Genomic DNA, 12,232 nt, shown 5'->3' with positions numbered 1-12,232 from the left:
GCCGAATTTAACCAAGGCGCGTATATAGGAAGGCGGGCTCAAAGATGATACGCTAGGTGGAGGTTTGCTGCCATTGCTTACTTTAAAAATTTTAATCATTAATACGTGCAAAATGTAAAAACAAAGAAGTGAAAACGCAATGCCAAGTAAAAAACTAGGATAATAAGAGCGCTGATCGGTCTGGTGATAATGATCGCAAAAGCCGTTGTTTGGCAGCTGGTGGGGGGTGGTCGGACTCGTGCCCTTTATCGTGGGCGTCACGGGATTTTGCCCCGCTTGCTACTTTTTAAACCGCTGTTCGCTAAAGCGTTAAATTTAGCCGAATTTACTCGCGCGGGCTTAAATTTAACCTCAAATTTGAGTCCGCGCTTTGTTTTTAGATAAATGCAAATTTAGGTTTTATAAACCGCACTCTTTACGGCGCAAATTTTGCCGTCCGCACCGTCAAATTTAACTCCCGCCTGCTCATTTTTAACGCGATATGCATCAAATTTAAGCTAAAATACGCCAAATTTTATAAAGGACAAACGTGAACGATTTTAAAAGATTAAACGAGCTAGTAGCCGCCGGTAAAGATGAGCTAAACGCGATGTATCGGCAGCTGGATAACCCAAGCGAGGTCGTGCTAAATATGCTAAAAATCGCCGGTTTTAAGGGCGAGAAAAGCGAAAAGGTCGCGGTTTTGCGCCGTATAGTCGATCTAAAAGTTGAGCCGCTAGAAAACGAGCTAAAAAAGCAAGGGCGCGAGGGGGCCGAGATACAGAGCATAAAAGACGAAGCTTTTGAGCTCGTGCGCGAGTTTTACGAGGCGCGCTTTGAAAGGCTTTTAGCGCGGATAAAAGAGGAAAAAATAATAGACGATTTTTACCTAGCGCTACTTAGCGGCATGCACGGCGCGGGGCTAGCGATGAACGCGTGGCAAAGCGCGTGGGACAGGCAAATCCTGCAAACTACGAATAAAGAATTCGAAGCTAAATTTGCAAACATGGCCGATGCGATCAAATTTATCGACGAAAACCGCCTCTATCAAAAAGACGGCGGCGAAAAGGGTGAGCGAAGCTACGGCGCAGTCATAAAAAACGGCGAAAAATACGCCTTTGCGCCGTATGCAGCGGCCTTTGAAAACGAAGTAAAACGCGTGGCGGACGCGCTAGAGGAGCTAATCAAAAATCTAAAATCGCTAGCCGCAAACGACGAGCACGAGGCCTACGTAAAGTATTTTGAAAAGCTAAAGGCGGCGTTTTGCGAGCGCGAAAACGACCGAGCGATCCCCGCGTGGCAGGATGCCGAGCGCGCGTGGATGGAGGTAAAAGGCCCGCTGCAGCCCGGCCATCCGCTCGAGTACTACGAGGATGCATACACGCACGCCGTCGCGCTCGAGTGGGACGTGAGGCTAGCAGGTGCCAGCGACTTTGACGAGGAGAAATTTAAAGCTAGCGTCATCCGCGCCTACGAGCAAATTTGCCGCGAGTGCGGGATAGAGGACGCTGCGCTAGCGCGCCAAGTCACGCAAAACGTCGCTCGCACGCAAACCTACATCAGCGTGCCGATGATCTACTACGGTGCCGAGCTAAATGGGCTTTTCTCCGCGCAGGTCGTGCCAAACGACGAGACCGTGAGCAAGGAGCGTGGTAAAAAGATATTCGCCTTCGTCGAGCACGTTTACGAGAGCGCCAAGGCGCGGCCGTTTATGAAGCTTAGCGGGGAGATTTTCTCGCGCGAGTTTTTGGACTACGGGCGCGAAATTTTGTTTAAAAATCCGCAAATTTGGAAGAAAACCTATGAAATCTCCACGATCGGGCACGAGTTTGGGCATATACTTTTCGTCGGCACTGACACGGAAAAGGCGATGAACGCAGACGGCGAGTTTAAATTTATCGAGGAGTACAAGGCGACTACGGGCGGGCTGGTAAATTTCTTTATCGGCGGCGACGAGGACTACGAGATGAGCGTATTTCACGAGCTGATCGCCCGTGCGGTCGGACTCATCGCGTGGCGCGAGGTCGATGAGGTGCGCGCGTACTACTGCGAGGGGCTTATTCACCTGAGCCTGCTGTTTGACTCGGGCGCGCTTAGCTTTGAGGGCGGCGCTTTGGTCGTCAAATTTGACCGCGAGCATTACGCTAAATTTAAAGAAATCTGCCTCGCAAACTACAAAAATTTGGCGCTTCATTACGCAAGGCGCGCTCCTGCGGGCGAGTTTTTGGCGAAATTTTGCGAGAAAGACGGCAAAAGCTACCTGCCTAAACACGCGCAGGCAAGGGCATTTGTAGAGCACTACTACGCCCGCTACAAGGCTATCGGAAATGAGCTTGACGAGAGCGGCGAATGGGAAAAGTGGCAAGCGGGAGAGAAATAAGGCGCGTTTACGGCGTCAAATTTGACCTTGGCTTGCGGCTGATTGGGCTGTAAGTTTGCCTTTTGCGTAGCGAGACCCGCACCTTTTTGACGCTAAATTTGGGTTAAAAAGACGCGGGTTTTCGAGTAAAATTTAAACGACGGCTTGACGCAAAATAAGCCAAATGCGGCGGATTGTCGCTAAATTTGCAAAATTAAATAAAAATAGAAGGGATAAAAATGGAAAAAACATTAGAAGGTATGGGCGAACCGCGCATGAAGCAAGTCGCCTTGCCAAAAGACACGAACTCTGCTGGCAATATTTTTGGCGGCTGGATACTAAGCCAGATCGACCTTGCCGGTGCTCAGGCCGCGCGAGAAGTGGCTCCGGAGCGCGTCGTAACGATCTCGATGCAAGAGATTATATTTAAACAGCCGGTTTTTGTCGGCGACGTCGTGAGCTGCTACGCCAAGATAACGGACGTGGGCAACACTTCGATCAAAACCAAGATCGAAGTCACGGCGCAGCGCCTAAATGCGGCCGGTTTTCGCGAGTGCATACACGTAACATCTGCGATCGCGACCTATGTGAGCGTGACTAAAGACGGCATGAAAAAGCCGATCGATCCGGAGTTAAAAAAGGCACACGGGTTTTGACCCGCTCATTTTGAGGGCTTGGAGCTAGATATCTCGCCAAGCCCTTTAGCCGCGGTCAGGTTTGACTCGGTTTTGCTGGCAACGGCTGGCCAAACGGGTCAAATTTGGCAGAATTTACGGGCTCGCTCGTGAAGTTAAATTTAGTTTTGTGGGGTCGGCGGTCAAATTTAGCTCGCCAAAAACCCACGATAAATTTATCGCGCTCCAAAATGACTCACCATAAAATTTAAAAATCCCCAAAACGCTCGCGCTATCAAATTTAAGCTTACAAATTTAACCGCATTATGCTCGTTTGACGCCTTACGGAGAGATCAAATTTGGTTAAGCGTTGAAGTAGAATTTTAAGTTACATTAATACAATAACTAATTCTAATCTTAATAAAATCTCTCAATACGTCTTTATAAGTAACTAAAATGATACACCAGAAGTTACGATTTTACAGGTATTGCAGCTTTATTTACAGATATAAAATATAAATTAAATCTTAAATTTGAAAACTGATTTATAAGATTAAGAGAATTTATTATCTTTTAAGGACAAATATGCGAATATTTCATATCTAATAAATATGCAAATTTTGCACATCGGAAAAGGAGAAAAAATGGCAAAGACCGGTAAAGTCATATGCCCGTACTGCGGCACGGGCTGTCAGGTCGAGCTTCACGTCGAAAACAACGTGATAAGAAGCGCGCTTGGGGTACAGGATAACCCCGTAAATCAGGGCAATCTGTGCTTAAAGGGCTTTTACGGCTGGGACTACGTGGGGGCTCCTGATAGACTGACAAAACCGCTAATTCGCAAAAAAGACGGCGTATTTAGCAAGGACGGAGATTTTGAAGAGGCTAGCTGGGACGAAGCGCTTGATCTAGTCGTCGCAAAGATGAAAGAAGTAAAGGAAAAATACGGCCCGGACGCGCTAGTAGGCAACTACTCGGCTCGCTGTACGCTAGAGGACAACTACGTCGCGCAAAAGGTAATGCGCGCCGTAATCGGCACCAATAACGTCGATCACTGTGCTAGAATTTGACACGCTCCGACTGTGGCAGGTCTTGCCAAAACAATCGGTAACGGAGCGGCGACAAACAGCTTCACGGAGATCGGACCTTATAGTAATTGTATATTAATGATCGGCTCAAACCCCGAAAACGGCCACCCGATCGCGGCGATGCACATACAGCGCGCGCTAAACCGCGGTGCTAAGCTCATCGTGATAGACCCGATAAAAACGGAATTTGCCAGCCGAGCGGACGTGCATTTGCAACTAGCGCCCGAGCACAATATCGCGGTTATAAACTCGCTGATTTATGTTATTTTCGAGGAAAATTTAGTTAACTGGGACTTCGTAAACGAATGCACCAAAGGCATAGAATACGTACGCGAAGCGGTCAAGGACTATTCGCCTGAAGCCATCGCTAGCTACACCAATCTAAACCCTGAAGACGTGAGAAAAGCGGCTCGCATGTACGCGACTATCCGTCCGGCCGTCATCACGCACGGCATGGGCGTTACACACTTTAACCACGGCGTAGGCGCGGTTTGCGATATCTCAAATTTATTCCTTTTAACGGGAAATATCTGTGAGCTAGGTAGCGGCGACCTACCGATACGCGGACAAGAAAACGTCCAAGGCTGCTGCGATATGGGCGTGTTGCCAAATATTTTCCCAAATTTAGGCTCGGTAACCGATCCGAAACAGCGCGAGTGGTTCGAGCAGGTTTGGCATCTAGAGCCGGGCTTCCTAAACGGTAAAATCGGCATCCACAAAACCGAAGTACCAAACGCCATCCTCGACGGCAGAGTGCACTTTTTCTGGACGATGGGCGAAAATCCCGTTATGACGGATCCAAATACCAACCACTTCCTAAAAGCGATCTCTAAAGTAGATATGTACGTGGTTCAGGATATATTCCTAACCGAAACATCGCGTAAAGCCGACGTCGTGCTACCTGGCGTAGCAAGTAGCGAAAAAGAGGGCCTCTACGCCAACGCCGAGCGCCGCGTCCAGCACAACGAGCACGTCATCACGCCTCCAGGAGACGCCAGACAAGACTGGTGGATCATCTGCGAGATAGCGCGAAGGCTCGGAGCGACGGAGGGATTTAACTTTAACTCTCCTGAAGAAATTTGGGAAGAGGTACGCAAGTGCGACCCTAGAAGATACGGCGGCATGAGCTACTACCGTATCAAAAAGTATCATGGCTTGCACTGGCCGTGCCCTGACGAAAACAACATGGGCGGACAGAGCCTCTATCTAGATAAAAAATTCTTTACGCCGGACGGCAAAGGTAAATTTATCCCTTGCTTGCACGTAAAGAGCGTAGCTGATATCGAGCCGGCGAAAGCCGAGTTTGCTAAGCGCGTAAATTTACCGCCTGAGTACGAAGTGATGGCCGGTAGCGTGGACGAGCCGACCGACGCCGAGTATCCGATACAGCTGCTAACTACGCGTAAAGTCTATCAGTACGCCGGCGGCGTCATGACTAGACGATCAAAAGCTATCGAAGAGGGCGGCGACAGTATCGGACCAATCGCAGAGATGAATCCTGCGCTGGCCGAACGCTACGGCATCAAGCAAGGAGACTTTATTAAAGCGTGGAGTAGATACGGCTACATCGTCATCAAAGCAGACGTCACGGGCATCGTCCCGGACGGCGTCATACAGATGACCTACCACTACTGGGAGAGCTGCTGCAACGAGCTGACGAGCAACGGCTGGGACTTCATCAGTAAGACCCCGACCTTTAAGGCCGCCATCCAGATCCAAAGGATCGAGGAGGAGGAGTTTTTGCGTATTCGCGAGCTAAAACGTATCAAATTCCAAACCAACAAGGTCATCTACGACGACTATCACCACGAGTGATTTTTAGCCCCGTTCGCAAAACCGCGGGCGGGGCTTTTAAATTTGCCTTTCAAATTTGGCCTCAAATTTCGCTTCTTTCTTAAAATTTGAAAAATATATCTTATTTTAATATGCAATTTTGTAATATTATAAATTTATATCTCACAAGGAGCAAAAGATGAAAAAATTTCTCACGACGCTGCTTTTAAGCGCTATCGTCGCGCTAGGAGCCGAGGTTAAAACCGTCACCGACATGACCGGCAATGAGGTCAAAATCCCGGCCCAAACGCAAAAGATAGCCGCGCTTTGGCATGCAAATAACCAAGTGATCTTGGTACTAGGCGGCGCGGATAAGATCGTAACCACGACAGATCTTATCAAGAAAAATAAGTGGTTCGCCGCTATTTACCCGCGCATCGCAGATGTACCGGCCGCGCTAAACGGCAACGACATCCAGATCGAGGAGCTCGTTAAACTAGCGCCGGACGTAGTCGTCGTATCAAATAAAAATTTCCAAGAAAATCTTACTAAAAACGGATTTAACGCGGTAAACGCGATATTTCGCGACTACGACGATATGAAAAAAAGCGTGCTGCTAACGGCTGAGCTAATCGGCGGCGACGCAGCTAGCAAGGCAAAAGAGCTAAACGAAAACCTAGATGCTAACATCGCGCTAGTCACCGAGCGCACGAACAAACTAGACGACGCTGCGCGCCCTAAAGTGCTACATATCGTGGGCGGCGCAAACCTGCTAAAAATCGACGGCACCAAAACGATCATCGACACGTGGGTGAAATACGCAGGCGGTAAAAACGCGGTGCAAAAAGAGGGCAGCATGATAGAAATCACGGCCGAAGAGATCGTGGCGGCAGACCCTGATATCATCATCGTTGGCGGCGCGGATAACCAAAAAGCGGTTGAGAAAATTTACGCTGATCCCGTATTTGCAGGGCTAAAAGCGGTCAAAAACAAAAAAGTCTACGGCAACCCAAAAGGCGTGTTTAGCTGGGATAGATACGGTGCAGAGTCTGCGCTGCAAATTTTATGGGCGGCTACTATCGTTCAGCCAGAGCTCTTTAAAGACGTCGACGTAAAAGCCAAAACTAAGGCGTTTTATAAGAAATTTATGAACTACGACCTTAGCGACGCGGAGTTTGACTACATCCTAAAAGGGCTAAACCCGGACGGTAGCAAATAGTCAAATTTGAGCTCGTTTGCGGCTAAATCCCGCAAAATCAAAAGGAAACAAAGATGAAAAAGAGGGCGCTTGCATTGAGCGCGGCGGCTTGCCTATGCGCGGCGATTAGCGCGCAGGCGGCGGATCTGAAATTTGACCCGGATAAATTTGAAACTCGCTCTATAAAAGCGGGCGAAAAAGAGGTCAAATTTAGAGCCTACGAGGGGATAGTTTACGTAGCAAATCCCGTAGATAGCCGATTTCAGAGGCTAAATTTTTACGTTCCGGCGCGGTATTTTGAGGGCGGCAAAGACAAAAACAGTAAAAATGTGACGGGCAAATTTGACGCAGCAAGCGCGCCGATCTTTTTGCCAAACTCTATCGGCGGATATATGCCGGGCGAGCCTTTTATGCCCGCCCTTGATAAAAACGGCAAGCCAAACGCCGTTCTGGCGGCGCTTGAGCGCGGTTACGTCGTCGCGGCGCCAGGGGCTAGAGGTAGGACGCTCAAGGACGCAAACGGCGAATTTAGCGGCAAAGCACCCGCAGCCATCGTCGATCTAAAGGCCGCCGTGCGGTATCTCAAATTTAACGACGCTGCGATGGCGGGCGACGCAAACAAAATAATCTCAAACGGCACGAGCGCTGGCGGAGCGATGTCGGCGCTGCTTGGCGTCTCGGCAAACGCGAGCGAGTTTGAGCCGTATCTGGCAGCACTCGGAGCCGCAAAGGCTAGCGACGAGATCTACGCCGCCTCAGTCTATTGCCCGATTACGAACCTAGAAAACGCCGACGCAGCCTACGAGTGGATGTTCGGCGCTCAGACGAAATACGAGAAAATGGACTTTAGCGCGCTGAGTGCGGCGGGATTTAACGACCGAAGCGGTAAACCAAAAATCGTCTCAGGCGAGCTAACCCCAGAGCAAAAAGAGCTTTCCGCCGCGCTAAAATCGGCCTTTCCAGCCTACGTAAATTCGCTAAATTTAAAAGACGCCAAAGGGCGCGCGCTCACGCTTGAGCCTGGCGGCGAGGGAAGCTTTAAAGAGTACGTCAAAAAGACGCTCGCAGACTCTTTCGCGGCTGCAAAAAGTCGGGAGAAAAGCCTGCTAAAGCCCGAGTTTTTCACGCTTGAAACTCAGGGCTGCACGCTCGGATATGATTTTAAATTTGAAGACTTTGTTCTATCTATGCCGCGCGCTAAAGCTACACCCGCATTTGACGGACTAGAGCTACAAAATCCCGAAAATGATTTTTTCGGCGATGCGGACGCGGCGGCGAAGCATTTTACCGAATTTGGCGCAAAACGCGGCACGGGCGAGAGTGCAGACGCTAAAATCATAAAAATGGTAAACGCGATGAGCTATCTGGGCAATAAAAGCGCGGCCAAATTTTACCGCATCAGGCACGGCGCAGCCGACTCTGACACGGCTCTAGCCGTACCGCTTATCTTGGCGTTAGGGCTACAAAATGCGGGCAAAGCGGTTGATTTTGCGGTGCCTTGGGGGCAAGGTCACGGCGGCGACTACGATCTGGACGAGCTTTTTAGGTGGATAGATCGCGTCGTAAAATAGCCAAAATTTGACGCGGCAGAAGCTCGCACCCAAATTTGATATAGCAGCGCGCTGGGTTTAAATTTGGCAAAGCGGCGGGAATTTGCAAAAAAGGTCAAATTTAAATTTGATAGCTCGTCGCTAGGCTCAAATTGCCGCTAGCGACCGAGTCGTAGAAACAAAAACGCACCGTCAAATTTGACCGTAAACGTCAAGCCATTTGGCGGTTAGGACAGATTCTTGGTCGCAGGTTGCGAGCCGAGCTTGCGACGACTAAAGCGGCAAACGCAAACGCGAGGTAAAGGCTTAGGCGGCTCGAGATCCGCAACAAGCAAAGATAAAAAGATTTAGCGAAGCTCCGCCGCAACGGACGAATATACCGCAAAGGCTGCCAAAATAAGCCAAAACGGCAAATTTGACCCTTGAGGCGAGCGATTTTGCATGCGGCGCTACCGCGGACGCAGATTTTATTTTAGGAGAAAAATGAAAAATATTAGTTTTAAATTTACGCTGATTTTGCTAGCCGTGCTGACCGTATTTTGCGGTGTAGTAGCGCTTGGCGTCGGCAGGTTTTACGTGGCGCCTAGCGACGTGCTTAGCGTGATCGGCGGCTTTTTTGGAGTGCCGACGGACGCCGCGGCAAACATCCAAAACGTCGTCGAAAATATCCGCATACCGCGCATTATCGCAGCCGTCCTCGTCGGAGCCGCGCTTAGCATCAGCGGAGCAGCGTATCAGGGCGTCTTTCGCAACCAGCTAGTTAGCCCCGATCTGCTGGGTGTTTCGGCGGGAGCTTGCGTAGGAGCTGCTCTTGCGATTATGTTTGATTTATCGCTTTTTTGGGTGCAGGCGCTAGCCTTTGTCTGCGGGCTCGCGGCCGTAGGTATGACGCTATCCATACCGCGTCTAATGGGGCGCTCTAGCACGCTGATGTTGGTGCTCTCAGGTATCATCGTTAGCGGTCTCATGGCCTCGGTGATCGGCTTTTTAAAATACGTCGCCGACCCAGAGACCAAGCTACCAGACATCGTTTACTGGCAGCTAGGTAGCCTAGCTAAGATCGACGCGGATAATCTCAAATTTATCGCGCCCGTGATGATAGCCTGCGCGGTGCTACTCGTGGCTATGAGCTGGAGGATAAACCTACTCTCGCTAGGCGACGAGAGCGCAGCGAGACTAGGCGTAAACGTAACGCTCGAGCGCGGCGTCATCATCGTCTGCGCGACGCTGCTAACGGCATGCAGCGTCTGCGTGAGCGGTATCGTGGCGTGGGTGGGGCTGCTGATGCCTCACCTGGCGCGTATGCTAGTTGGTGCGAACAACGCCCGCAGCCTGCCTGCTAGTATATTTATGGGCGCGATATTTTTGCTATTCGTCGACACTCTAGCGCGCACGATCAGCGTGAGCGAGGTGCCTCTGGGCGTACTTACGGGCTTTATCGGCACGATATTTTTCGTCTGGGTTCTCTGGCGAAATAAAAAGGTCGCGTGATGTTAGAAGTAAAAAATCTAAATTTTGCCTATCCAAACGGCGCGGGTAGGCTAGAAAACGTAAATTTACGCGTCGGCAAAGGCGAAATCCTAACGATACTGGGGCGAAACGGCGCGGGCAAATCGACCATGCTAAGCCTAATCAGCGGCACGCAGGCGCCGCACTCGGGCGAAGTTTGGCTCAGCGGTAAAAATAGCGCCCAGCTTAGCAACAAAGAGCGCGCCAAAATCATGGCCTACGTCGCCCAGAGCGAGATCTGCGAGTACGACTACACGGGCCTTGAGTTTATCACGATGGGGCGAGCGGCGCATCTGGGCATTTTTGCGCGGCCTAGCGAGGAGGACACGGCGATCGCGAAGGAATTTACCGCAAAGCTTGAAATCACGCACCTTGAGGATAAATTTATCACTCAGATGAGCGGCGGACAAAAGCAGATGTGTTCGATCGCGCGCGCGATGGCTGCAAAGCCCGAGATCATCGTGTTTGACGAGCCGACCTCGGCGCTGGACTTCGGCAATCAGTATAAATTCCTGCGCACCGTTAAGCAGCTAAAAGAGCAAGGCTACACCATCGTACTAACGACTCACAATCCCGATTTTGCCGTGCTTTTGGGCGGCTACGTGGCGTTAGTTAAAGGCGGGGGCGAGGTGGCTTTCGGCAGCGTGGACGAGATCATCGAGAGCAAACACCTAAGCAAGCTTTACGGGTTAAATTTGAGCGTAGAGTACATCGAGCAAGTAACTAGAAAGTGCTGCCTGACGCATCCGCTGTGAGCGCTAGATACTAGCAAGCAGCGGCGTAAATTTGTGCTATGCGAAATCAAAAAGGCGCAAGCGAGAACGCACGGCAGCGGGGCGGGTAAATTTATGCGCCTTGGGTGTCCGCCTTGTAAATTTGACGGCTTTGGCTCGCCTCGTCGTTTGGTAAAATTTGCTCTCAAATTTAGCTTAAATTTGAGGCTTATAAAATTTGGCCGCGCCTTGGCTCGTTTCGATCGGCGCGGCTCTATAAATTTGACGGCTTCGGGTTTGCACCGCCGGTAAATTCGGCGTTAAATTTAAAGCTAGCAAATTTAGGCGGTTTTTGGCTTTATTGCCCGCATTTTGCACGCTGGGGCGGTTAAAATTTGCTTCGTTAAAGCGGTCTTGCTAAAGCGAAGCAAAATCCCTCCAAAAAGGCTCGTTTGCAAAAGCGTAGCAAAAACGAGCCCCAAAGCCAAATTTACACATACCCCTGATCTATCATCGCATCGGCTACTTTTCTAAAGCCCGCGATATTTGAGCCAAGCACCAGATTTCCCTCGTCGCCAAACTCCTTGCTCGTCTCGTAGCTAAGCTCAAAAATGTGGTTCATTATGCCGTGCAGTCTGCGGTCAACCTCCTCAAAGCTCCACGAACTCATGCCGGCATTTTGCATCATCTCTAGGCCGCTTGTGCCCACGCCGCCCGCGTTTGCCGCCTTTGCCGGAGCGAAGCAGAAATCTTTTTGCGCGAGCATGAAATTTATCGCATCAAGCGTACTTGGCATATTTGCTCCCTCGGCCACAAAGCGACAACCGTTTGCGTAGAGCGTCTTTATGTCGGCTAGGTGCAGTTCGTTTTGCGTCGCGCACGGAAACGCCCCGTCGCACGGCACGTCCCATACGCCGTTTCTGCCCTCTTTGTACTCGCTTACGCTTACGTATTTTGCGTTCGGTCTAAATTTGACGTATTCGCTAAGGCGCGCGCGTCTTGCTTCTTTTATCTCTTTTAGCAGCGCTAGATCGATACCCTCTGCGTCGTAAACGTATCCGTTTGAGTCCGAAACCGTGATAGGCAGCGCACCTACTTGATAGAGCTTTTCTACCGTGTATATGGCGACATTTCCGCTACCGCTTATGCTGCACTTTTTACCTTCTAGCGTTAGGCCTGCTTTTTTTAGCATATTTTGCGTGAAATAGACCAGCCCGTATCCGGTGGCCTCCGTGCGCGCTAAGCTGCCGCCCCAGTTTAGCCCCTTGCCCGTTAGTATGCCGTCAAATCTACCCGTGAGCTTTTTATACTGTCCAAACATATAGCCGATCTCGCGCGCGCCCACGCCGATGTCGCCTGCGGGCACGTCCACGGTGTTGCCGATGTGGCGGTAAAGCTCGCTCATAAATGCTTGGCAAAAGCGCATTATCTCGCCCTCGCTCTTGCCCT

General features: G+C 50.4%; 11 protein-coding genes. 8 read left to right on the top strand and 3 right to left on the bottom strand.

The genetic code is table 11. The features are described from left to right. Positions 1-205 precede the first annotated feature (205 nt). From Q0546_RS12000 to Q0546_RS08415, 3 genes are all read left to right on the top strand, one after another. A complete protein-coding gene (locus tag Q0546_RS12000) occupies positions 206-313 on the top strand; it encodes a DUF2892 domain-containing protein (RefSeq protein WP_366112836.1) in 108 nt (35 codons plus the stop codon). A 216-nt stretch (positions 314-529) separates the two neighbouring features. Beyond that, positions 530-2,359, top strand: coding sequence for an invasion protein CiaB (gene ciaB / locus Q0546_RS08420; RefSeq protein ID WP_298792145.1), 1,830 nt, complete (start codon positions 530-532; stop codon positions 2,357-2,359). A 218-nt stretch (positions 2,360-2,577) separates the two neighbouring features. Then, positions 2,578-2,994, top strand: a complete 417-nt coding sequence (locus Q0546_RS08415; RefSeq protein ID WP_298056086.1) for an acyl-CoA thioesterase — start codon at positions 2,578-2,580, stop codon at positions 2,992-2,994. Positions 2,995-3,049: 55 nt separating this feature from the next. Here Q0546_RS08415 and Q0546_RS08410 read toward each other — a convergent pair whose 3' ends face one another. Then, a complete protein-coding gene (locus tag Q0546_RS08410) occupies positions 3,050-3,202 on the bottom strand; it encodes a hypothetical protein (protein WP_298056088.1) in 153 nt (50 codons plus the stop codon). Positions 3,203-3,596: 394 nt separating this feature from the next. Here Q0546_RS08410 and Q0546_RS08405 point away from each other — a divergent pair, with 394 nt between their 5' ends. From Q0546_RS08405 to Q0546_RS08385, 5 genes are all read left to right on the top strand, one after another. Beyond that, positions 3,597-5,855, top strand: a complete 2,259-nt coding sequence (locus Q0546_RS08405; protein WP_298792143.1) for a molybdopterin-dependent oxidoreductase — start codon at positions 3,597-3,599, stop codon at positions 5,853-5,855. A gap of 157 nt (positions 5,856-6,012) precedes the next feature. After that, the gene (locus tag Q0546_RS08400) at positions 6,013-7,032 is read left to right on the top strand and encodes an ABC transporter substrate-binding protein (protein WP_002950417.1); all 1,020 of its coding nucleotides are present in this window, start codon (positions 6,013-6,015) and stop codon (positions 7,030-7,032) included. 53 nt (positions 7,033-7,085) lie between these two features. Further along, positions 7,086-8,582, top strand: a complete 1,497-nt coding sequence (locus Q0546_RS08395) for a subtype B tannase (RefSeq protein WP_298792140.1) — start codon at positions 7,086-7,088, stop codon at positions 8,580-8,582. A gap of 462 nt (positions 8,583-9,044) precedes the next feature. Further along, a complete protein-coding gene (locus tag Q0546_RS08390) occupies positions 9,045-10,052 on the top strand; it encodes an iron ABC transporter permease (protein ID WP_298792138.1) in 1,008 nt (335 codons plus the stop codon). Next, a complete protein-coding gene (locus tag Q0546_RS08385) occupies positions 10,052-10,825 on the top strand; it encodes an ABC transporter ATP-binding protein (RefSeq protein ID WP_298792136.1) in 774 nt (257 codons plus the stop codon). The genes Q0546_RS08390 and Q0546_RS08385 overlap by 1 nt, the downstream gene beginning before the upstream one ends. 174 nt (positions 10,826-10,999) lie before the next feature. Here Q0546_RS08385 and Q0546_RS08380 read toward each other — a convergent pair whose 3' ends face one another. After that, entirely contained in the window at positions 11,000-11,161 is a 162-nt protein-coding gene (locus Q0546_RS08380; RefSeq protein ID WP_298792135.1) for a hypothetical protein, read from the bottom strand. Between the two features lie 112 nt (positions 11,162-11,273). Further along, a partial coding sequence (locus Q0546_RS08375; RefSeq protein WP_298792134.1) for a Glu/Leu/Phe/Val dehydrogenase dimerization domain-containing protein occupies positions 11,274-12,232 on the bottom strand: 959 nt, incomplete at its 5' end.

Origin of the sequence: uncultured Campylobacter sp., assembly GCF_937997465.1 — a bacterium.
Taxonomy (GTDB): domain Bacteria; phylum Campylobacterota; class Campylobacteria; order Campylobacterales; family Campylobacteraceae; genus Campylobacter_A.
This window is presented reverse-complemented; position numbering and strand designations above follow the sequence as displayed.

What these genes read in the sequence shown, in the direction of transcription:
- Q0546_RS08415 (WP_298056086.1), top strand. Translation starts at nt 2,578, where the DNA reads ATGGAAAAAACATTAGAAGGTATGGGCGAACCGCGCATGAAGCAAGTC.
- Q0546_RS08400 (WP_002950417.1), top strand. Translation starts at nt 6,013, where the DNA reads ATGAAAAAATTTCTCACGACGCTGCTTTTAAGCGCTATCGTCGCGCTA.
- Q0546_RS08395 (WP_298792140.1), top strand. Translation starts at nt 7,086, where the DNA reads ATGAAAAAGAGGGCGCTTGCATTGAGCGCGGCGGCTTGCCTATGCGCG.
- Q0546_RS08390 (WP_298792138.1), top strand. Translation starts at nt 9,045, where the DNA reads ATGAAAAATATTAGTTTTAAATTTACGCTGATTTTGCTAGCCGTGCTG.
- Q0546_RS08385 (WP_298792136.1), top strand. Translation starts at nt 10,052, where the DNA reads ATGTTAGAAGTAAAAAATCTAAATTTTGCCTATCCAAACGGCGCGGGT.